Consider the following 22,005-nt stretch of genomic DNA (forward strand, 5'->3'; position numbering starts at 1 on the left):
GCCTCCCGGGGGCGGGTCCGCAGGAAAGAGGGCTCCATGATCAGCAGCAAGCTGCCGAATGTCGGCACGACCATCTTCACCACCATGTCCCAGCTCGCCGTGCAGACCGGCGCGTTGAACCTGTCCCAGGGTTTCCCCGATTTCAATGGCCCGCAGGCCTTGCTCGACGCCGTCGGGCGGCATGTCAGTGCCGGACACAACCAGTATTCGCCGATGACCGGCCTGCCCGCGCTGCGCCAGCAGGTGGCGGCCAAGGTTGCGCGGTACTACGGCGCCAATGTCGATGCCGACAATGAGATCACGATCGTCCCGGGTGCCACGGAAGGGATCTTCTGCGCCATTCATGCGGTGATCCGCGCCGGTGATGAAGTCATCGTCTTCGACCCGAGCTACGACAGCTACGAGCCCGCCGTCGAACTGGCCGGCGGTCGCTGCGTGCACGTGCAACTGGACGCCACGGACTTCTCCATCGACTGGCAGAAATTCAGCGATGCCCTGAGCCCGCGCACGCGCATGGTCATCATCAACTCGCCGCACAACCCCAGTGGCGCGCTGATTACCCGGGCGGACCTGGACCAGTTGGCGGCGTTGATCGCTGACCGCGACATCTACCTGATCAGCGACGAGGTGTACGAGCATCTGGTGTTCGACGGTGTCGCCCACGCCAGCGTGCTGGCCCATGAGGCGCTGTATCAGCGCGCGTTCGTGGTCAGCTCGTTCGGCAAGACCTACCACGTTACTGGCTGGAAGACCGGCTATGTGGTCGCTCCTCCCGCCTTGAGCGCGGAACTGCGCAAGGTCCATCAGTACGTCAATTTCTGTGGCGTGACCCCGCTGCAGTGGGCGCTGGCGGATTTCATGGCCGAGCACCCGGAGCATGTAGACGAGCTGCCGGCCTTCTACCAGGCCAAGCGTGACCTGTTCTGCGACCTGCTGACGCCGTCGCGGTTCAGCTTCCGACGTGCTGCGGGCACCTACTTCCAGTTGGTGGATTACTCGCAGATTCGCCCCGACCTCAACGATGTCGACATGGCCCTGTGGCTGACCCGTGAACACGGTGTGGCGACCATTCCGGTGTCGGTGTTCTACCAGCAGCCCATTGCGCAGCAGCGCCTCGTGCGCCTGTGTTTTGCCAAACGCGAGGAGACGCTGCGCGAGGCAGCGGAAAAACTATGCGCGATCTGAGCAGCCTGCCCAACCTGACCGTTGCCCTGATCCAGACCAGCCTGCTGTGGCAGGACCGCCAGGGAAACTACGCCCATTTCGAAACCTTGCTGGATCAGGCCCGTGGCGCTGATCTGGTGATCCTGCCGGAAATGTTCACCACCGGCTTCTCCATGGAATCCGAGCGCCTGGCCGAGCCGGAAAACGGCTCGACCTACAAGTGGCTCAAGGCCCAGGCAGCACGTATCGATGCGGTGATCACCGGCAGCGTGATCATCCAGGCCGCCGACGGCAGCCACCGCAACCGCTTGCTCTGGGCGCGGCCGGACGGCGAGATCCTGCACTACGACAAGCGCCATCTGTTCCGCATGGCCGGCGAGCACAAGCACTACACCCCCGGCGAGCGTCAGGTGCAGTTCGAACTCAAGGGCTGGCGGGTGCGTCCGCTGATCTGTTACGACCTGCGCTTCCCGGTGTGGAGCCGCGATGCTCAGGACACGGACCTGCTGCTGTACACCGCCAATTGGCCGGCGGCGCGACGCCTGCACTGGAACCGGTTGCTGCCGGCGCGGGGGATCGAGAACCTGTGCTATGTGGCCGCGGTGAATCGGGTGGGGACGGATGGCAAGGGCTTCGCTTATACCGGCGACAGCCAGGTGCTGGACTTCCAGGGCGAGAGCCTGCTCAGCGCTGGCGAGGCGGACGGGGTGTTTACGGCGGTGTTGAGCGCGGCTGATTTGGCGGCGTACCGCACACGATTCCCGGCGAACCTGGATGCCGATACCTTCGAGCTTCATTGAAAATTCTGGGGCCGCAAAGCGGCCCCAGAATCATCCTCAATAAACGTCCCGGCGATACCGCCCCAGTTCGATCAACTCTTCCACCGCCGACTCACCCAGCAACCCGTTCAACGCCGCATCCACTCCGCCAGCCATGCCATTCAGGCTGCCGCAGATGTAGATCGCCGCGCCGTCATCCAGCCAGCGCTTCAGCTCTTCACCGCGCTGCAGTAACAGGTCCTGCACGTAGACTTTCTCCGCCTGATCGCGGGAGAAGGCCAGGTCAAGTCGCGTCAGGTCGCCGCTTTCCACCCAACCCTGCAGTTCTTCACGGCAATGGAAGTCGTGCGCCCGGTTGCGTTCGCCAAACAGCAGCCAGTTGCGTTGCTCGCCGCTGGCGATGCGCGCCTTGAGCAGGCTGCGCAAACCGGCCAGGCCGGTGCCGTTGCCGATCAGGATCATCGGCGCCGGGGCGCCCGGCAGGTGGAAGCCGCTGTTGCGGCGCAGGCGCAGGCTGACGCTGTCGCCCAGGGCCATATGCTCGGTCAGCCAGCCAGAACCCAGACCGAGGCTGCCGTCCGCGTGGCGCTCCTGGCGCACGATCAGTTCCAGCACGCCGTCGCTCGCAATGGACGCGATGGAGTATTCCCGTGCGTCGATGGGGATCAGCGCATCCACCAGTGCCTGCGCGTGCAAGCCCACCAGATGCTCGCGGCTCACCGGCAGTTGCCGGCTGGCGAGGGCCACGGACAGCGGCTCTTGCAAACCGTCGATCTGCACCGGCGTGTTGGCGTCCAGGCCGAGCCCTTGCAGGAAGCGCTCGATGGCGGCGGGGGCTAGGCGCGGGAGGATTTCCACCAGGTCGCCAGCGTCCCATTGCGCGGGTGCCGGTGGGTTCAGGCCCAGCAGGAATACCGGCAAGCCCTGGCTGCCGGGATTGAGCAGCGTGCGCTGAGTCAGGGTCCAAGGCGCGAACTCCGGCGCCTGCCAGACCGGAACAGTACTGCTGCCGCTCATCTGCGCGAGTTGCTGCTGCCAATGTTGCAGCGCCAGTGGGTCGGCGCTGTCGACTTCCACCGGGGCGAAGCGGGCCTTGGCACCACGCTCGTCCAGCCAGGCATTCAGGCGCCGGGCAAAGCCGCAGAAGTGCGGGTACTGGCGATCGCCGAGGGCGAGCAGGGCGTAGTTCAGGCCGTCGAGGGACCACGGCTGGCCAAGCACCTTGCGTTCGAAACCGCGGGCGCTGTCTGGCGCTTCACCGTCACCGAAGGTGCTGACCACGAACAGCGCACGCTGAGCCTGGCGCAGGTCGTCTTCGCTGATGCTCGCCAGCGGCTGCACCCGCACCGGCAGGCCGGCAGCCTGCAATTGCCCGGCGCTCTGCCAGGCCAGTTGTTCGGCGAAGCCGCTCTGGCTGGCGAAGCCCACCAGCCAGCCGTTCTTCTGGTCGTCGCCCGGGGTCAGGCCGCTACGCGCGGCGCGGACCTGGCGTTTCTTGCGTCGGCGGTCGAGGTACAACAGCCAGCCGGTGACGAAGAACAGCGGCATGGTCAGGCTGGCGATCATCGCCAGGATGCGCCCGGTCAGGCCGAAGTAGCTGCCGACGTGCAGCGCGTAGACGCTGGTCAGCAGTTGCGCCTTGAACGATTTGTCGGTGTACACCTCCTGGCGCCGAACCTGGCCGCTGGCCGGGTCGATGGTCAGGGTGTTGAAGGCGCGCTCATGGGCGGCATCGTCGAGCAGGTAGAACAGCGTGGCCGGCTGGCCACCCACTGGCGGCAGGCGCAGGTTATACGCGGCAAGGCCTGGGCCGGCGGCTTTTTGCAGGCTGGCCCAGATGGCGTCGTAGTCGACCACCAGCGCGGGGGCATTGGCATCAGGCTGTTGTGGCCCGCCATGACCGCCGCGGTTGCCGCGGCCTTCTCCGCGTTTCTGTTCCTGGCCGGCCGGTGGCGGGTCCGCCAGCAGTTTGTTCAGGCCTTCGCGGTACCACTCGTAGGACCAGAACAGTCCGGTCAGGGCAAACAGTAAATAGAACAGCAGGCACCAGGTCCCGGCCACCGCGTGCAGGTCCCAGTTGAACGCGCGACCTTTCTTCGCCCAGTCCAGCGTCAGCCAGGCACGCCAGTTCAGCGCCTTGCGCGGCCAGCGCAGGTACAGCCCGGACAGACAGAAAAACACCAGCATCAGGGTGCAGGCGCCGGTGATCTGCCGGCCGGTGTCGCCGATGGCGAGGAAGCGGTGCAGGTTGAGCATCAGGTTGAAGAAGTCCTGGCCGACCACGTCGCCCTGGAACTCCCCGGTGTAGGGATCGACGTAGCGCAACTGGCCACGGCGCTCGCCCGGCGGCGGCGTGAAGAACACCCGGGCGGCGGCATCGCTGTGGGTTTCGACCCAGAGCATGGCGACTTTCTTGCCCTCGGTCGCTTCGACCCGGCGAACCAGCTCGGCCGGCGCCAGCACGCCTTCTTCGCGGACCTTCACCTTGAGCACCTGGGGGTTGATTACCCGGAGGATTTCATCCTGGAACGAATACGTCGCGCCGGTGATGCCCATCAGCGCGAGCACCAGGCCGGCGGTGATGCCGAAGAACCAGTGCAGTTGGAACAGCGTCTTTTTCAGCACATCAACCACCTTGTCTTGCCGGGAATGCGAATTACTCGCGCATTATGCCTTGATACACAAAAGCCCCGTTCATCGAAATGAACGGGGCTTTGCCAATCAGCGACCTTAGAAGTGGACGCTGGTGCTCAGCAGGGCGGTACGCCCGGCGGCCTGGTTGGCGAAGTGCGTGGAGAACGCCTTGTCGTAGTAGACCTCGTTGGTCAGGTTCTGCACGTTCAGTTGCAGGTCGACGTTCTTGGTCAGCTTGTAGGCGGCCATGGCGTCGTAGCGCACGTAGCTGTCGACCATGGTGGTGTTGGCCACGCTGCCGAAGACGTCGTCGGTGTAGAACGCGCCGCCACCGATGGTCAGCTTCGGGGTCACCTGGTAGGTGGTCCACAGGCTGGCCGCGTTGTTCGGCAGGTTCGGCAACTGGTTGCCGTCGTTGGCCTTGCCCAGCGGGCCGCCGTCGATCTGGCGACCTTCCATGTAGGTGTAGCCGGCGAAGACCTGCCATTTATCGGTGAGCTTGCCGCTGGCGCCCAACTCGATACCGTCGACGCGGGTGGTGCCGACGTTTTCGTAGGCGGTGGTGTTGACCTGGACGCGGGCGTTGTCTTTCTCGGTGCGGAAGATCGCACCGGTCAGCGACAGGCGGCTGTCGAGGAAGTCCCACTTGGTGCCGATTTCGTAGTTGGTGGTTTCTTCAGGTTCCAGGTCGCTGGTCAGCAGGTTGCCGCTACGGTCGGTCGAGCCCGGCAGTGGGTTGCCTTCCATACCTTCGCCGAGTTGCGCACCCGGTGGAGTGGCCGAGGTGGCGTAGGACACGTAGACGCTGCCGTTCTCGGCCGGCTTCCACACCAGGCCCAGTTGGCCGGTGAAGAATTCGCTGGTGTCGCTGCCCTTGGCGGTGGTGGCGCCCGCGGCGCTGTAGGTGCGGTAGTCGGTCTCGAAGTGGTCGTAGCGCAGGCCCATGTTGAGCAGCCATTGCGGGCTCAGCTCAAGGGTGTCGAACACGTAGATCGCGCGGGTCTTGCTCTCGGTGTCGGTGCCGGCGTAGTTGCGGGTGATCGAACCGTTCCACGGATCATCCGGGTTCGGGTTGCTCAGCGAGGTGCAGTTGTAGCCGCTGGAGACGATCATCGCGGGGGTGCAGTTGGTGCTGGACGCCCCCGGCGACGCCGGGGTGGTGTCGCTGTTGACGGTGTAGCTGGTGCGGTCGCTTTCTTCGCGGCTCAGTTCGATACCGGTGGAGAAGCTGTTCTTGAAGCCGGCCACGTAGAAGTCGCCGAACAGGTCGGTCTGGTTGGTGGTGGTGGCGGTGTTGCCCACGCGGCTGTTGGGACGACGCCAGACGCTGCCGGTGTTGACGTTGCCCTTGCTGTCGTCCGGCTGGGTCAGGATGTAGTCCTGCATCGAGTTGCCGTGGCGCAGGGTGTTCTTGATGGTCAGCGCTTCGGTCAGGTCGTGCTCGACGGCGATGGTCGCGATGTCGGTGCGGGTTTTGCGGAAATCGCGGTCGGTCAGGCCGTAGAAGTTGCTGTCGTCACCACCGGCGTAGGGTTTGTCCGGGTTGGCCGACGTCCGGTTGGCACCGCTGTAGGTGTAAGGAACGCCCGAGTCCGGCAGGTCGTTGCTTTCCATGTGGTAGTAGTCGAGGTTGACGCGGGTGTCGGTGCCCAGGCCGAAGGCCAGGGACGGGGCGATGCCCCAGCGGTCGAAATCGACTTTGTCGCGGCCGGCGACGTTGCTTTCGTGGCTCATCAGGTTCAGGCGGCCGGCAACGGTGTCGCTGAACTGGTAGTTGCCGTCGAGGGTGTAGCGCTGGGTCTGGTCGGAGCCCCAGGTGAAGCCGCCGTCGAAGGAATTGCCCAGGTGCGCCTTTTTGCTCACCAGGTTGATGCTGCCGCCCGCCGCGCCACGACCGCCAACGGCGGAGTTCGGGCCCTTGCTGACTTCGATGGATTCCACGGCGAAGATTTCGCGGGTCTGCGCGCCGGTGTCGCGCACGCCGTCGAGGTAGGTGTCGCTCTGCGAGTCGAAGCCGCGGATGAACGGACGGTCGCCTTGCGGGTTGCCGCCTTCACCGGCGCCGAAGGTAATCCCCGGAACGGTGCGCAGGGCGTCCTGCATGGTCAGGGCGTTGGTGTCCTTGAGGACTTGTTGCGGAATCACCGTCACCGAGCGCGGGGTGTCGATCAGCGGCGCGGTGTATTTCGGCGAAGAAGCTTTCTCCACCTTGTAGTCGGTGCTGGCCTGGTTGCCTTCGGCGTTGATGCTGGTGGCATCCAGGGCGATCGAACCTTCCTTGCGGGCAGGGGCCGGCTCGTCGGCGTACGCCATATGTGCGGCGGACGTTGCGGTGATGGCTACACCAATGGCGGATGCGAGCAAGCGCGGTGAGCTGACAGCGGTTGGTACGAATTGACGCGACATCAGGTGGACCCCCTCCCAAGGTTTCGAGGGGGCGGAATATAAGAGCAAGTGATTGCTACTCACAATTGAGAAACGTTGGCATTTACATTCTTTACACCTTTTTCACGAAATTTTGCCAAGGATCAATGTCCGCCCCTCGGATGAGGCTTGTGGCTGATAGATAAGAATCAATACCATTGACAACTTTTTCCGCTCAGGTGCCAACCGCCATGCTTTTACACATTCCCGGCTTGTTCAACCGTGAGGAAGTCGTGCGTATTCGCGAGGCGCTGGAGAGCACCGATTGGGCGGATGGCAAGATCACCGCTGGCTATCAGTCGGCCAAGGCCAAGCACAATTTGCAGTTGCCCGAGTCCCATCCACTGGCCAAGGAAATCGGCGCCGCGATGATCGAGCGCCTGTGGAAAAACCCGCGTTTCATGTCGGCCGCATTGCCGCACAAGGTGTTTCCGCCGCTGGTCAACTGCTACCGCGAAGGCGGCAATTTCGGTTTCCACATTGATAACGCGGTGCGCCAGCCCCGCGGCAGCATCGAGCGGGTGCGCACCGACCTGTCCTCGACGCTGTTCTTCAGCGACCCCGAGGACTACGACGGCGGCGAGCTGGAGATCCAGGACACTTACGGTCTGCAGCAGGTCAAGCTGGCGGCCGGGGACATGGTCTTGTATCCCGGCACCAGCCTGCACAAGGTCAACCCGGTCACCCGCGGCGCCCGTTACGCGGCGTTCTTCTGGACCCAGAGCATGATTCGCGAGGACAGCCAGCGGACCCTGCTGTTCGAGATGGACAACGCCATCCAGCAGCTCACCGCCGACGTGCCCGATCACCCGTCGCTGATCCAGCTCACCGGCACCTACCACAACCTGCTGCGCCGCTGGGCCGAGGTCTGACATGGCGTTCCAGTTGCGCCGTGAGGAAGTGGTCGGCACTGACGAGTTCGGGCAGATGCTCGAACAGAGCCCGGCCAAGGCGGCCCAGGCCTTGTTGATGGCGTCGGCAGAGGGCGTGGTCGAAGCCCAGGCGTTGCTCGGGCAGATCCTGCTGGACGGGCGCGGCATCGAGCAGGACGCGGTCCTGGCCCGGCGCTGGTTCGGCATCGCCGCGCAGCAGGGCAGTGTGATGGCGCACAACATGCTCGGGCGCTGCCTGGAACACGGCTGGGGTGGTGAGGTTGACGTTGCGCAAGCCGCGCGACATTACCGCGAGGCGGCCAATGGCGGGCTGGACTGGGGGCTTTACAACCTGGCCAACCTGCTTGCGACCGGGCGCGGTGTGGCGCTGGACCATGGCGTGGCGCTGGCCTGTTATCGCCGGGCGGCGGACATGGGCCACGCCAAGTCGATGAACCTGTTGGGGCGTTATCTGGAGGAGGGCCTGCATTGCCAGGCGGATCTGTCGGCGGCGCGGGAGTGGTATCGGCGCTCGGCCGAGGGCGGGGATTTTCGCGGGCAGTTCAGCCATGCGGCGATATTGGCCGGGCAGGGCTTGCTCGATGAAGCGCTGGGCTGGTTGCAGCGGGCGCTGGAAGGCGGCAATGCCAATTTCCTGCGGGTAGCGGGGCCGGCGTTGGAGCAGGCGGCGCAGGCGGAGATTCGGGCGATGGCGGGGGCTTACAAGGCGCGCTTGGCTGAGCTGGTGTAAGGGCTTTGAGATAAAAAAGGGGGCTGATCACTCAGCCCCCTTTTTGCATTACAGGTAGAACGCTTTCAGCGGCGGGAAGCCGTTGAATTCGACGGCGCTGTAGCTGGTGGTGTAGGCACCGGTCGACAGCCAGTACAGACGGTCACCGATCGCCAGGTTCAGCGGCAGGCCGTACTTGTAGTGCTCGTACATGATGTCGGCGCTGTCGCAGGTCGGGCCGGCGATGACCACTTCTTCCATCTCGCCTTTCTTCTCGGTCCAGATCGGGAACTTGATGGACTCGTCCATGGTTTCGATCAGGCCGGAGAATTTGCCCACGTCGGTGTAAACCCAACGCTCGACGGCGGTACGCGATTTACGCGCGACCAGCACCACTTCGCTGACCAGGATGCCGGCGTTGGCAATCAGCGAGCGGCCCGGCTCCAGGATGATTTCCGGCAGGTCGTCGCCGAAGTCTTCCTTCAGGAAGCGGATGATTTCCTCGGCGTAGGTTTCCAGGCTGTTGGTCCGGGTGATGTAGTTGGCCGGGAAGCCGCCACCCATGTTGATCAGTTTCAGTTCGATGCCGTCTTCTTCTTTCAGGCGCTCGAAGATCACTTTGACCTTGGCGATCGCCGCGTCCCAGACGCTGATGTCGCGCTGCTGCGAACCGACGTGGAACGACACGCCGTAAGGCACCAGGCCCAGGTCACGGGCGAGGATCAGCAGGTCCATGGCCATGTCGGTCTGGCAGCCGAATTTGCGCGACAGCGGCCAGTCAGCGGTGGTGGAGCCTTCGGTGAGGATACGCACGTAGACTTTCGAGCCCGGCGCGGCCTTGGCGATGTTGCGCAGGTCGGCTTCGGAGTCGGTGGCATACAGACGCACGCCCTTCTCGTAGAAGTAGCGGATGTCCTTGGATTTCTTGATGGTGTTGCCGTAGCTGATACGGTCGGCGCTGACGCCGCGGTCCATCACTTTGTCCAGTTCGTAGATCGAGGCGATGTCGAAACTCGAACCTTTCTCTTTCAGCAGGTCGATGATTTCGACCGCCGGGTTGGCCTTGACCGCGTAGTAGACCTTGGCGAACTCGAAGCCCGCGCGCAGGTCGTCGTAGGCCTGGCTGATCATCTGGGTGTCGATGAGTACGAACGGGGTTTCTTGCTTGTCGGCGAATGCCTTCATTTTCTGGAAGGTTTCGCGCGCGAAGTAGTCTTCGACTTGGATCGACATGCTTGGGGACTCCATGGGCAAACTGAAAAAATAAGTGGCTGCAAACTGAACGCCCTCCGTATCCCCACTTTGGTTCGCCTACTTCCCAAGGCATGTCGCCGAAAGCAAAAAGGTCATCCGCGCGATTGAAAGCTGCTGCGGGTGACCTTGCTGTCTCGTCGTCAGTACTTGAGCCGGATGGATCGTTTCCAGCATGGACGTTCGGCGCGAACTTTAGGACTTGAGGGGTTCAAGATCAACAAAAAATGTCGCGTTTTCGTACTGATCAGCCGCTCGTTATCGACTTGTTTCCTTCATAACCGACTCAGGTGACAGCCAGATGTTCCGCTGGATCGTCCTTGCGTAAAAAATTGTGGAATAGGTGGCGATTTGCTGACTTCTCGGTAACTTCGTCATCTGGCGTTTCGATCGGCGAGTTTCGCTTCGAAATCACCTTTAAATGAAAAAACGACCGTTTGTCGTGTCGCTTCGATGGTGTTTATTCAGCGCCGCACTGTTCATATTTATGGCCACCTGAACCGTGGGTATTTACGACAAAAAAAATTCCTGAATCAGCGACCAAAAACGCTTGGTCGGGAGCCCTTACACAGGATTTGCCGGGCTTAATAAGAAACATTACTATTCGCGCACCTTTCCAACTGCCTGACGACGACCTTCCTATCGTGTCTCGACACAAAGGCTTCCTCGACCACTACCACGAGCTGATCGGCACCTGGACGCGCAAGTTGCGCAGTCGCCAGCAAGCCGAGGACCTCGCGCACGATGCATTTGTGCGGGTGCTGGAAAGCGAACAGGATGCAGTGGCGCAGCCGCGCGCCTATCTGCACCAGACGGCGCGCAATATCGCGGTGGACGGTTACCGTCGCGAGGACCGCCGCCAATCCCTCGAACAGCAGGCTCTGGACCTGACCCCGCCGCTGACGGACGACCCGGAGGCGTATATGAATGCGCTGCAACTGGCCGACAGCGTCGAGCGGGCCCTGGCGGAGTTGCCGCTGAACTGCCGCAAGGTCTTCGTCTGGCAGAAGCTCGAAGGGCTGACCCAGGCGGAGATCGCCGAGCGCATGGGATTGACCAAGAACATGGTCGAAAAGTATATGATCCGCACGCTTCGCCATCTGCGCGAGCACTTGGATGTGTCGAAGAGATGAGTCAGGCGAATGTATTCATGAATCAGGGCCACAGCCCACAAGAGGCCGCCCGCGAGCAGGCGGCCGAATGGTTCGCCCGCGTCCAGGACGCGCCGCTGCCTCCTGAGCAGCAGGCCTGTTTCGACGCCTGGCTGGCGCAGGATCCCCTTCACCGCGACGAATACGACCAACTCGGCCAGCTCTGGCAGGCGGCTGACCTGTTGCCGCGTGCGCGCCTCGAAGCGCTGTGTGTCGAAGATCGGGTCAGCACCTTGCCGCGGCGGCGTTTCGTCCAGCAGGCGCTGGCCGCCAGTGTGCTGGCGGCGGCGGTGGGTCTCGGCTGGTTCGGTTGGCAGCAGCACACTCTCAACTACCACGAACACTTGCAGACCGGTCTCGGTGAGCGCCGCCAGGTAGAACTGCCGGACGGCTCGCACCTGGAGATAAACGGTCGCACCCGCCTGGACGTGCGCTTCAGCGCCGGCCAGCGCGACATCCGCCTGGAACAGGGCGAGGTGATGTTCAGCGTCGTCCACGACAGCAGCCGCCCCTTCGTGGTCGATACCGGCAATGGCACGGTGACTGTCACCGGCACCCGCTTCGATGTGCGCCGCGATCCCGGGCAAACCCGCGTCGCGGTAGAGCAGGGCTCGGTGCGCGTGCAGGGCCAGGGCGAGTCGAAGGCGCTGCTCAGCGCCGGGCTCGGCGCGCATATCGATGCCGCCGGCGCGGTGGCCGCGCCTTATAAGGTGGATGCCGCGGCGCTCACTGCCTGGCGGTCCGGCAAGCTGGTGTTCACCGATGCGTCGCTGGCGCAGGTGGCCGAAGAAGTCTCGCGCTATCGCGAGCAGCCCCTGAAAGTGGCACCGAAAGTTGCCGCCCTGCGCCTGAGCAGCACCTTCCGAATTGACGACACCGATGCTCTGCTACGGGCCTTGCCGAGCATCCTGCCGGTCACCGTGGTGGCCCATGCCGATGGCTCCCACGAAATAATTTCAAAATAGATTCAGGTATTTTCCGAGTTGTTCGTCTTCCTGCCCGACTTGTAACTGCCAAGCATTTCCATTCGCAACGGCGGTCGATCCCGATCCTCCCTCAGGACTTCTCGAAGACGTGAACAACCACAAGCTTTCTCCGCGCTCCGCCAGCCGTTCGCGCTGGTTGCCTCTGGCCCTGGCGTTGGCGGTCAGTGCCGGCATCGGCAACAGCTACGCCGACTCGGCCCCTACCAGCATTCAGATCCAGGCGCAGTCGCTGGCCACGGCGCTGAACCAGTTGGGCCAGCAGACGTCGCTGCAGTTGTTCTTCAGCCCCGCGCTGGTCGCTGGCAAGCAGGCGCCGGCGGTGTCCGGCAACCTGTCGCCGGAGCAGGCGTTGCAAGCCTTGTTGCAGGGCAGCGGGCTGACCTACGAGATTTCCCAGGGCACCGTGGTGCTGCATCCGGCACAGGGCGACAGCCAGGCCGCCAACGGTAAGCTGGAACTGGCGCCCACCGACATCACCATGGTCGGCGACTGGCTCGGCGATGCGCAGGAAAGCGTGGTGCAGAACCACCCCGGCGCGCGCACCGTGGTTCGCCGCGAAGCGATGGTCGAGCAGGGCGCGATGAACGTGCGTGACGTGCTCAAGGGCATCCCCGGCGTACAAGTGCAGGACTCCAACGGCACCGGCGGCAGCGACCTGTCGCTCAACGTCGGCGTGCGTGGCCTGACCTCGCGCCTGTCGCCACGCTCCACGGTGCTGATCGACGGCATTCCGGCGGCGTTCGCGCCCTATGGCCAACCGCAACTGTCGATGGCGCCGATTTCCTCCGGCAACCTCGACAGCATCGACGTGGTGCGCGGCGCCGGTTCCGTGCGCTACGGGCCGCAGAACGTCGGCGGGGTGATCAACTTCGTGACCCGCGCCATTCCCGAGAAGGCCACCGGCGAAATCGGCACCACCCTGGAAACCTCCCGCCATGGCGGCTGGAAGCACATCGAGTCGGCGTTCATCGGCGGCACCGCCGACAACGGCCTGGGCGCGGCGCTGCTGTATTCCGGGGTCAACGGCAATGGCTACCGCAGCAGCAACAACGCCAACGATATCGACGACGTGCTGCTCAAGACCCACTGGGCCCTGACCGATCAGGACGAACTGTCGCTGAATTTCCACTACTACGACGGCAAGGCCGACATGCCCGGTGGCCTGACCCAGGCCCAGTTCGACGCCGACCCGTACCAGTCCGACCGCGACTACGACAACTTCAGCGGCCGGCGCAAAGACGTCTCGCTCAAGTACCTGCGGCAGATCGACGACGTCACCCAGTTCGAAGTGCTGACCTACTACACCGACAGCTTCCGCGGCAGCACCATCGCCGCCCGCGACCAGAAAACCCTCAGTTCCTACCCGCGCAGCTACCGCACCTTCGCGGTCGAGCCACGGGTTTCGCGGATCTTCTTCAGCGGCCCGGCCACCCAGGAAGTCAGCGTCGGTTATCGCTACCTGAAGGAAGCGATGCACGAGCAGTCCAGCCGCCTGGCGCTGATCAACAACGTCCCGACCGTGACGCCGACATCCGACGGCCACGTGTTCCAGGACCGCACCGGCGGCACCGAGGCCAGCGCTTACTACATCGATGACAAGATCGATATCGGCAACTGGACCATCACTCCCGGCGTGCGCTTCGAGCACATCAATACCGACTGGAACGACCGCGCCGTGCGCGGCACCAACGGCGTGCCGGTGCAGGCCAAGAGCCGCAGCGTGACCAGCAACGAACCGTTGCCGGCGCTGAGCGTGATGTATCACCTGTCCGATGCCTGGAAGCTGTTCGCCAACTACGAAACCTCGTTCGGCAGCCTGCAGTACTTCCAGCTCGGCCAGGGCGGTAACGGCGACCAGACCGCCAACGGCCTGGAAGCGGAAAAGGCCAAGACCTACGAGATCGGCACCCGTTATGACAATGGCAACTGGGGCGGCGAACTGACGGCGTTCTACATCGATTTCGACGACGAGCTGCAATACATCAGCAACGACATCGGTTGGACCAACCTCGGCGCCACCAAGCACCAGGGGATCGAGGCGTCGATGCACTACGATCTGTCGGGGCTCGATCCACGCCTGGATGGCCTGAGCGCCAATGCCGGGTTTACCTACACCCGCGCCACTTATGAAGGCGAGATTCCCGGCTTCAAGGGCCGTGACCTGCCGTTCTACTCGCGTCAGGTGGTCAATGCCGGGCTTCGTTACCAGGTGGACCGCTGGACCTGGAACCTGGACGCCTTCGCCCAATCGAAACAGCGCGCACCGGGCACCGGGATGAACGCCGACGGCAGCTTCAACGGCAACTACATCACCGAGCCGAGCGCGGATGGCCAGTACGGCAACATTCCGGGTTATGTGACCTGGAGCGCGCGAGGTGGGTATGACTTCGGCAAGGAACTGTCGAACCTGAAACTGGGGGCGGGGGTGAAAAACATCTTCGACAAGCAGTACTACACCCGGTCCAGCGACAACAACTCGGGCATCTACCTGGGTGAGCCGCGCACGTTCTATGTGCAGGCCAGTGTAGGGTTCTGATTTTTCGGTTGTCCTAGAGGGCCTCATCGCTGGCGAGCCAACTCCCACACAGTAGCGGTGGGCTTGCCAGCGATGAGGCGCTCAAGCGTTAAACCGCCGCTTCAGCCGGCGACACAATGCTGGTCTTGCCACCCCGCGACCGCCCCGAACTCAGGTACGCCGCAATCGATTCCTGGGTCACTTCCCCCAAAAACACCTGATCGGCATCCAGCACCGGCAGCCATGCCCGGTTGAACTCGTACATCCGCGACAACAGGATGCGCAAATGCTCGTCATGCGCCGCCGTGGCGTTGAACGGGCGCAGGAAGTCGGCGCAGGTGCCCTGCTGGCGATGCAGGTCACGCCGGCGCACATAACCCAGCGCACGGTTTTCCTGGTCGGTGACCACTACATATTTGCGGTCATGCTCATCCATCAGTTCCAGCGCATCGGCGACCACCATCTCCGGGCTGGCCGACGGTGCGTTGTCCGCCGCGTCTTCGGCGCGCACCAGCAGCAGGCGCTTGAGGGTGCTGTCCTGGCCGACGAAGTTGCTGACGAACTCGTCCGCCGGGTGCGCCAGCAGGGTGTCCGGGTGGTCCAGTTGCACCAGCTTGCCGGCGCGGAAGATCGCGATCTTGTCGCCCAGCTTGATCGCTTCGTCGATGTCGTGGCTGACCATGATCACGGTCTTGTTCAGCGCCCGCTGCATCTCGAAGAATTCGTTCTGGATCATCTCGCGGTTGATCGGGTCGACCGCGCCGAACGGCTCGTCCATCAGCAGCAGCGGCGCCTCGGCCGCCAGCGCGCGGATCACGCCGATGCGCTGTTGCTGGCCGCCGGACAGCTCGCGCGGGTAGCGCTGCAAATACTGCTTGGGCTCCAGGCGGATCATGCTCATCAGTTCGCGGGCGCGGTCGTGGCATTTCTGCTTGTCCCAGCCGAGCAGGCGCGGCACCACGGTGATGTTTTCCTCGATGGTCATGTTGGGGAACAGGCCGATCTGCTGGATCACGTAGCCGATGCGCCGGCGCAGGGTCACTTCGTCGAGGCCGGTGGTGTCTTCGCCGTTGATCAGCACCTTGCCCGAGGTGGGCTCGATCAGGCGGTTGATCATTTTCAGCGTGGTGCTCTTGCCGCAACCGGACGGGCCGAGGAAGACGCAGATCTCGCCTTCGTTGACGGTCAGGCTGACCGAGTCGACCGCCTTGACCTCCTTGCCGTTGCTTTGGAAGGTTTTCGAGAGGTTCTGGAGTTCGATCATTTGAGCAGTCCTTCTGGAGTCAGCGAGCGTTGCAGGGCTTGCAGCAGCAGGTCGGCGGCGATGGCCAGGAGGCTCACCAGCACGGCGCCGACCAGCAGCATCGACATGTCGCTGCGGCTGATGGAGGTCAGGATAAGTACGCCAAGGCCACCTGCGCCGATGGTCGCGGCGATGGTCATGACGCCGATGTTCATCACCACGGCGGTACGCACGCCGGCGAGGATTACCGGCACCGCGATCGGCAGTTCGACCATGCGCAGGCGCTGGCCGAAGGTCATGCCGATGCCGCGGGCGGCTTCACGGATGCCCGGCTCGACGCTGGTCAGGGCCAGGTAGGTGTTGCGCATGATCGGCAGCAGTGAATAAAGGAACACCGCGGTGATCGCCGGCAGCGGGCCAAGGCCCTGGCCGAACTTGGAGTAGAACGGCAGCAGCAGGCCGAACAGGGCGATCGACGGCACGGTCAGCAGCACCGTGGCGCTGGCTTGCAGCGGGCCGGCGAGGCTCGGGAAGCGGGTCATCAGAATGCCCAGCGGCACGCCGACGACAATCGCCAGGGTGACGGCGATGCCGACGAGGGTGATGTGCTGGCCGGTCAGTTGCAGCACTTGCGCCCAGTCCAGGTGGGTGAAGGTATCCAGCAGGCTCATTGCGCACCTCCTTGCAGTGGATGCTGGCTGAGGAACTCGTCAGCGACCTTGCCCGGGCTCTGGTGCTCGACATCGACCTTGGCGTTGAGCTGGCGCATGGTCTCGTCGTCCAGTTGTTCCGCTAGCGGCTTGAGCAGCTCGGCCAGTTGCGGGTGGGCGTCGAGCAGTTCTTTGCGCACCACGGGCGCGGCGGTGTAGTCGGGGAAGTAGTGGCGGTCGTCTTCCAGCAGCTTGAGGTCAAAGGCGCTCAGGCGACCGTCGGTGGTGTAGACCAGGCCAGTGAACACCTGGCCATTGCGCAGCGCGGTGTAGACCAGGCCGGCATCCATCTGGCGGATGTCCTTGCGGGTGAATTGCAGGTCGTAGGTTTCGGTCAGGCCGGTGAGGCCGTCGGGACGGTTGGCGAACTCGGTGTCGAGCGCCAGCACGTGGGTCTGCTTCGGCTCATCGCGCAGCACCTGGTTCAACTGGCTGATGCTGTTCACCTGCGGGTACTGCTCGGTAATGTTGCGCGGCAGGGCCAGGGCGTAGGTGTTGCTGAAGCGTGACGGCGCGAGCCAGACCAGGCCCTTCTTCGCGTCCAGCTCCTTGACCCGGGCGTAGGTGGCTTCGGCGTTCGGCATGCGCTCGTCGATGTGGTTGTAGGACACCAGCGACACGCCGGTGTATTCCCAGACCATGTCCAGTTGGCCGCTTTCCTGGGCGCTGCGCGCCAGGTTGCTGCCCAGCCCGCCGGTGATGCGCACGTCGAAACCGTGCTGGCGCAGGTAGCGGGCGGTGAGTTCGGCGAGCACGGTCTGCTCGGTGAAGACCCGCGCGCCGATGCGGATCAGGGGTTTTTCGGCGGCCTGGGCAAATCCTGCGAACAGCAGGACCGCGCCCAGCAGCAAGGCGATTCTTTTCATCGGGGTCCCTCGGTCAGTGAGTCAGGCCGCGTTCCAGCCAGCGGCGGCTGCACTGGCTGACCAGCGCGTCGAGCAGCAATGCCAGGGCCGCGGTACAGGCCGCGCCGAGTAGCAATTGCGGCTGATTGTTCAGGGCGATGCCGGGGAAGATCAGGCTGCCCAGGCTGTTGGCGCCGATCAGGAACGACAGCGGTGCGGTGCCGACGTTGATCGCCAGGGCCACCCGCACACCGCCGATGATGATCGGCACGGCATTCGGCAGCTCGACCTTCCACAGCGACTGACGCGGGGTCATGCCGATGCCGGTGGCGGCTTCCTTGAGCGAGGCGGGAACGTTTTTCAGGCCTTCGTAGGTGTTGCGCACGATGGGCAGCAACGAGGCGAGAAACAGCGCGAAGATCGCGGGGCCGGCGCCGATGCCGAGGATACTCAGGGCAATGGCGAGAACGGCGAGGGGCGGAACGGTGTTGCCAATGTTGAAGATCTGCATGAAGCGTTCGGCGCGGTCGACCCGGTGTGGTCGACTCAGCGCAATGCCGGCGGGGATACCCACGGCCAGCGCCGCCACCATCGACAGCAACACCAGCATCAGGTGCGCCTGCAGGTAGAACCAGAGATCGGCGCGGTAGTGCGCGATCGTATCGATGCCGATCCAGTGGATCAGCAGGGCCAGGATGACGAGCGCGGCGGCCCATCCCATCAGCCCCTTGCCATAGCGTACAGCCATAGGCGGACTCCTTTTTATAGTCGGCGCGCAGACGCCGTCGTATGTCGCCATTCCAGGCGACGGGCAGTCTGTGCGCGAAAAGCGGCGGGCAAAAATGCGCGCCATGAGCGAAGCCCCGTCAGGCTTGTGTTGCCGGTGAAACCCACCCCGACCAACGGTCATTGCAGGGGAATGGACGCCTCCATTGCTTTAAAGGTTCCCATCTGAGGCGGCATTTGGCCAGTGTTGATCCCTGAGGTGTGCGAAATTTCGCACGAGAAAGCAGCGTGATTCAGGCGTTGAGGCGTTGAATTACCTGCTGTTGGGCCGTTAGTCGCGAGAGGCAGCATTACCTTCGTACTTCTTGCGAATAGTCGCTTGAGGGAATATTCCGTTGAAGGTATTTTATGCCGTGGTCGATCAATTTCTGTTCGGAGTTCGCTGGGGAGGTCATGCAGTTCGATCAGCTATTCAAAGAGCAGTTAGCGCTGCATTTGGGACTGCTGAGAGAGATTGGCCCCTTGTTGGGCCGTCCCAGGGTGGACACCTTGAAAGGTTCTCGCCATCAGAACCTGAAAGAGCTGAGGTTTTCTGCCAACGGATGCGTTTGGCGCGTGGTGTTTGCATTTGATCCCTCTCGCTGCGCGGTAGTTTTGATCGCCGGAGACAAGGCGGGTGTCGATCAGCAACGGTTTTATAAGCGCTTGATCGCTTGCGCGGATGAGCGATTCGACAGGTATCTGGCAGGAGGTGCCGGGAAATGACAATGACGCTCGATGATTTGATGGACAGTTTTTCTCCTGAGCGCAGGGCCTGGGTGGAGGAAAAAACCCGTGAACTGGTCCGCGAAGAGCTGACCCTGCAGGCGTTGCGCCGACAGTTGGAAGTGACGCAGGAAAGCCTTGCCGAGCGAATGGCGATGGGACAGGCCAATGTGTCCAAGGTTGAGAAACGCAGTGACATGCTGATTTCGACCTTGCGCGGTTATGTCGAGGCATTGGGAGGAACGCTGGAGCTGGTTGCCTGCATGCCCGGCCGTGGCCCGGTAAAACTGCAGGGTTTCAGTGATAGCCCGCCGAACGCCGAATAGACGCTGCACTCTATCAGGGGACCAGATTTTGGTCCCCGCCCGACTTCAGGTATGATACCGCCCCTTTTTTCAATCCCCAGTCAGGCGATTTCCCATGACCAACCAGGCCGCCGAAGTCGCGAAGCGCCGCACTTTCGCAATCATTTCCCACCCCGACGCCGGTAAGACCACCATCACCGAGAAGCTCCTGCTGATGGGCAAGGCGATCGCCGTCGCCGGTACGGTGAAGTCGCGCAAGTCCGACCGCCATGCCACTTCCGACTGGATGGAAATGGAGAAGCAGCGTGGTATCTCCATCACCACGTCGGTGATGCAGTTCCCCTATCGCGAGCACATGATCAACCTGCTCGACACCCCGGGCCACGAAGACTTCTCGGAAGATACCTACCGCACCCTGACCGCCGTGGATTCGGCGCTGATGGTGCTCGACGGCGGTAAAGGCGTCGAGCCGCGGACCATCGCCCTGATGGATGTCTGCCGCCTGCGCGATACGCCGATCGTCAGCTTCATCAACAAACTCGACCGCGATATCCGCGACCCGATCGAGCTGCTCGACGAGATCGAGGCGGTCCTGAAGATCAAGGCCGCGCCGATCACCTGGCCGATCGGTTGCTACAAGGATTTCAAAGGCGTCTATCACCTCGCCGATGACTACATCATCGTTTACACCCCGGGCCACGGCCACGAGCGTACCGAGGTGAAGATCATCGAGAAGCTCGATTCCGACGAAGCACGCGCACACCTGGGCGACGAGTACGATCGCTTCATCGAGCAACTGGAACTGGTGCAGGGCGCCTGCCACGAGTTCAACCAGGACGAGTTCATCAACGGCCAACTGACCCCGGTGTTCTTCGGTACCGCGCTGGGCAACTTCGGTGTCGACCACGTGCTCGACGCCGTCGTCGACTGGGCGCCGCGCCCGCTGGCCCGGGTTGCCCACGAACGCACCGTGGAGCCGGTGGAAGAGAAGTTCTCCGGTTTCGTGTTCAAGATCCAGGCGAACATGGACCCGAAACACCGCGACCGTATCGCCTTCATGCGTATCTGCTCGGGCAAGTACGAGAAGGGCATGAAGATGCGCCACGTGCGCACCGGCAAGGACGTGCGCATCGGCGATGCGCTGACCTTCTTCTCCTCCGAGCGTGAGCAACTGGAAGAAGCCTTCGCGGGCGACATCATCGGTTTGCACAACCACGGCACCATCCAGATCGGCGACACCTTCACCGAAGGCGAGAGCCTGGGCTTCACCGGTATCCCGCACTTCGCCCCGGAACTGTTCCGCCGCGTGCGCTTGAAGGACCCGCTGAAATCCAAGCAACTGCGTCAGGGCCTGCAACAGTTGGCCGAAGAGGGCGCGACCCAGGTGTTCTTCCCGGAGCGCAGCAACGACATCATCCTCGGCGCCGTGGGTGTGCTGCAGTTCGATGTGGTCGCCAGCCGCCTGAAAGAGGAATACAAGGTCGAATGCGCTTACGAGCCGATCACCGTCTGGTCGGCTCGCTGGATCGCCTGCGATGACAAGAAGAAGCTCGAAGAATTCAAGGTCAAGGCCGTGGAAAACCTGGCGGTGGACGGCGGCGGTCACCTGACCTACCTGGCGCCGACCCGGGTCAACCTGGCGCTGATGGAAGAGCGCTGGCCGGACGTGAAATTCCGCGCGACCCGCGAGCACCATTGATGCAGCGGCAAGCTTGAAGCTGCAAGCTACAAGAAGAAGCGGTCCATGCACTGGCCCGCTTTTTCTTGAGGCTTGCAGCTTGTAGCTTGCACCTGGCCGAAGGTCAGTTACCTGCCTTTATGCCAGTCCAGATCCGCGTCCTGATCCGGTCGATCTTCGCCGGCATCGCCTCCAGGGCATACAGCTTGCCCATCATGTCTTCGCTCGGATAAATCATGTTGTTGGCCTTGAGCTGCGGGTCTACCAATCCGTCCGCCTTGAGGTTGCCGTTGGCGTACTGCACGAAGTTGCTGATGTTGGCCATCACGTCCGGCTGCAGCAGGTAGTTCATGTAGGCGTAACCGGCTTTTTCGTCAGGCGCGTCCGCCGGCATGGCAACCATGTCGAACCACATCGGCGCCCCTTCCTTCGGAATCGAGTAACCCACCTTCACGCCATTCTTCGCTTCCAGCGCACGGTTCTTCGCTTGCAGGACGTCGCCGGAGAAGCCCACCACTACGCACACGTCGCCATTGGCCAGGTCGCCGGTGTACTTCGATGAGTGGAAGTAGCTGATGTACGGCCGCACCTTCATCAGCAACGCCTTGGCTTTCTCGTAGTCCGCCGGGTCCTGGCTGTGGTGCGGCAGGCCGAGGTAGTGCAGGGCGATCGGCAGCAGTTCGGGGCCGTTATCCAGCACCGCGACGCCGCAGCTTTTCAGCTTGCTGATGTACTCGGGCTTGAAGATCAGGTCCCAGGAATCCACCGGCGCGTTGTCGCCGAGCACCGCCTTGACCTTGTCGATGTTGTAGCCGATGCCGGTGCTGCCCCAGAGGTAAGGGAAGCCGTACTGGTTGCCGGGGTCGTTCACCTCCAGCGCCTTCATCAGCACTGGGTTGAGGTTCTGCCAGTTGGGCAACTGGCTCTTGTCCAGTTTCTTCAGGGCCTTGCCCTGGATCTGCCGGGCCATGAAGTGGTTGGACGGGAAGACCACGTCGTAACCGGAGTTGCCGGTCATCAGTTTGCCGTCGAGGGTTTCGTTGCTGTCGAAGACGTCGTAGGTGGGCACGATGCCGCTGGCCTGCTGGAAGTTCTTCAACGTGTCGGGCGCGATGTAGCTGGACCAGTTGTAGATCTTCACCGAGTCGGCGGCGTTGGCCACGCCGGCGGTCAGCATCAGGGGTGCGAGAAGAAGAGGTGCGAGAAGAAGGGTGCGCATGTCCGGGT

General features: G+C 63.0%; 18 protein-coding genes. 10 read left to right on the top strand and 8 right to left on the bottom strand.

Annotated elements, in window-relative coordinates:
* Positions 1-36 precede the first annotated feature (36 nt).
* Positions 37-1,185, top strand: coding sequence for a pyridoxal phosphate-dependent aminotransferase (locus tag NTD82_RS09960; protein WP_262128645.1), 1,149 nt, complete (start codon positions 37-39; stop codon positions 1,183-1,185).
* Positions 1,173-1,964, top strand: a complete 792-nt coding sequence (locus tag NTD82_RS09965; protein ID WP_262128646.1) for an amidohydrolase — start codon at positions 1,173-1,175, stop codon at positions 1,962-1,964. Before NTD82_RS09960 ends, NTD82_RS09965 begins: the two co-directional genes overlap by 13 nt.
* Before the next feature lie 36 nt (positions 1,965-2,000).
* Here NTD82_RS09965 and NTD82_RS09970 read toward each other — a convergent pair whose 3' ends face one another.
* Both NTD82_RS09970 and NTD82_RS09975 read right to left on the bottom strand, forming a co-directional pair.
* Positions 2,001-4,568 (bottom strand): sulfite reductase flavoprotein subunit alpha, encoded by a 2,568-nt coding sequence (locus NTD82_RS09970; RefSeq protein ID WP_262128647.1) that lies wholly within the window; start codon positions 4,566-4,568, stop codon positions 2,001-2,003.
* A 105-nt stretch (positions 4,569-4,673) separates the two neighbouring features.
* On the bottom strand, positions 4,674-6,983 hold the full coding sequence (locus NTD82_RS09975; RefSeq protein WP_262128648.1) for a TonB-dependent receptor: 2,310 nt from the start codon (positions 6,981-6,983) through the stop codon (positions 4,674-4,676).
* A gap of 209 nt (positions 6,984-7,192) precedes the next feature.
* Between NTD82_RS09975 and NTD82_RS09980 the strand changes: the two genes are divergently transcribed.
* Both NTD82_RS09980 and NTD82_RS09985 read left to right on the top strand, forming a co-directional pair.
* Positions 7,193-7,873 (top strand): Fe2+-dependent dioxygenase, encoded by a 681-nt coding sequence (locus NTD82_RS09980; protein WP_262128649.1) that lies wholly within the window; start codon positions 7,193-7,195, stop codon positions 7,871-7,873.
* Position 7,874: 1 nt separating this feature from the next.
* Entirely contained in the window at positions 7,875-8,624 is a 750-nt protein-coding gene (locus NTD82_RS09985) for a tetratricopeptide repeat protein (protein WP_262128650.1), read from the top strand.
* A gap of 48 nt (positions 8,625-8,672) precedes the next feature.
* Here NTD82_RS09985 and NTD82_RS09990 read toward each other — a convergent pair whose 3' ends face one another.
* Positions 8,673-9,836, bottom strand: coding sequence for a type III PLP-dependent enzyme (locus NTD82_RS09990; protein ID WP_095159557.1), 1,164 nt, complete (start codon positions 9,834-9,836; stop codon positions 8,673-8,675).
* Between the two features lie 662 nt (positions 9,837-10,498).
* Here NTD82_RS09990 and NTD82_RS09995 point away from each other — a divergent pair.
* The 3 genes from NTD82_RS09995 to NTD82_RS10005 all read left to right on the top strand — a co-directional run bounded on the left by NTD82_RS09995 (position 10,499) and on the right by NTD82_RS10005 (position 14,527).
* Positions 10,499-10,987, top strand: a complete 489-nt coding sequence (locus NTD82_RS09995; protein ID WP_095159558.1) for a sigma-70 family RNA polymerase sigma factor — start codon at positions 10,499-10,501, stop codon at positions 10,985-10,987.
* On the top strand, positions 10,984-11,970 hold the full coding sequence (locus NTD82_RS10000; protein ID WP_410017039.1) for a FecR family protein: 987 nt from the start codon (positions 10,984-10,986) through the stop codon (positions 11,968-11,970). Before NTD82_RS09995 ends, NTD82_RS10000 begins: the two co-directional genes overlap by 4 nt.
* A 109-nt stretch (positions 11,971-12,079) precedes the next feature.
* Entirely contained in the window at positions 12,080-14,527 is a 2,448-nt protein-coding gene (locus NTD82_RS10005) for a TonB-dependent siderophore receptor (RefSeq protein ID WP_262128652.1), read from the top strand.
* Positions 14,528-14,615: 88 nt separating this feature from the next.
* On the opposite strand, the gene NTD82_RS10010 is transcribed toward NTD82_RS10005, so the two are convergent.
* Genes NTD82_RS10010 through NTD82_RS10025 form a run of 4 tightly spaced genes read right to left on the bottom strand, consistent with a single transcriptional unit; the run spans position 14,616 to position 18,052 of the window.
* The gene (locus NTD82_RS10010) at positions 14,616-15,770 is read right to left on the bottom strand and encodes a betaine/proline/choline family ABC transporter ATP-binding protein (RefSeq protein ID WP_095159561.1); all 1,155 of its coding nucleotides are present in this window, start codon (positions 15,768-15,770) and stop codon (positions 14,616-14,618) included.
* A complete protein-coding gene (locus tag NTD82_RS10015) occupies positions 15,767-16,420 on the bottom strand; it encodes an ABC transporter permease (protein WP_262128653.1) in 654 nt (217 codons plus the stop codon). The genes NTD82_RS10010 and NTD82_RS10015 overlap by 4 nt, the downstream gene beginning before the upstream one ends.
* Positions 16,417-17,325 (bottom strand): glycine betaine ABC transporter substrate-binding protein, encoded by a 909-nt coding sequence (locus tag NTD82_RS10020; protein WP_262128654.1) that lies wholly within the window; start codon positions 17,323-17,325, stop codon positions 16,417-16,419. The genes NTD82_RS10015 and NTD82_RS10020 overlap by 4 nt, the downstream gene beginning before the upstream one ends.
* Before the next feature lie 13 nt (positions 17,326-17,338).
* Entirely contained in the window at positions 17,339-18,052 is a 714-nt protein-coding gene (locus tag NTD82_RS10025; protein ID WP_262128655.1) for an ABC transporter permease, read from the bottom strand.
* Positions 18,053-18,483: 431 nt separating this feature from the next.
* On the opposite strand from NTD82_RS10025, the gene NTD82_RS10030 reads away from it, so the two are divergent.
* The 3 genes from NTD82_RS10030 to NTD82_RS10040 all read left to right on the top strand — a co-directional run bounded on the left by NTD82_RS10030 (position 18,484) and on the right by NTD82_RS10040 (position 20,799).
* Entirely contained in the window at positions 18,484-18,795 is a 312-nt protein-coding gene (locus NTD82_RS10030; RefSeq protein ID WP_262128656.1) for a type II toxin-antitoxin system RelE/ParE family toxin, read from the top strand.
* The gene (locus NTD82_RS10035) at positions 18,792-19,121 is read left to right on the top strand and encodes a helix-turn-helix domain-containing protein (protein WP_262128657.1); all 330 of its coding nucleotides are present in this window, start codon (positions 18,792-18,794) and stop codon (positions 19,119-19,121) included. Before NTD82_RS10030 ends, NTD82_RS10035 begins: the two co-directional genes overlap by 4 nt.
* 94 nt (positions 19,122-19,215) lie before the next feature.
* Complete coding sequence (locus NTD82_RS10040; RefSeq protein WP_095159566.1) at positions 19,216-20,799, top strand: peptide chain release factor 3; 1,584 nt, start codon at positions 19,216-19,218, stop codon at positions 20,797-20,799.
* Between the two features lie 103 nt (positions 20,800-20,902).
* Here the strand turns inward: NTD82_RS10040 and NTD82_RS10045 are convergent, their stop codons facing one another.
* Positions 20,903-21,997 (bottom strand): polyamine ABC transporter substrate-binding protein, encoded by a 1,095-nt coding sequence (locus NTD82_RS10045; protein ID WP_262128658.1) that lies wholly within the window; start codon positions 21,995-21,997, stop codon positions 20,903-20,905.
* Positions 21,998-22,005: the final 8 nt, after the last annotated feature.

Source organism: Pseudomonas sp. 5P_5.1_Bac1 (assembly GCF_025466015.1).
Lineage (GTDB): Bacteria > Pseudomonadota > Gammaproteobacteria > Pseudomonadales > Pseudomonadaceae > Aquipseudomonas.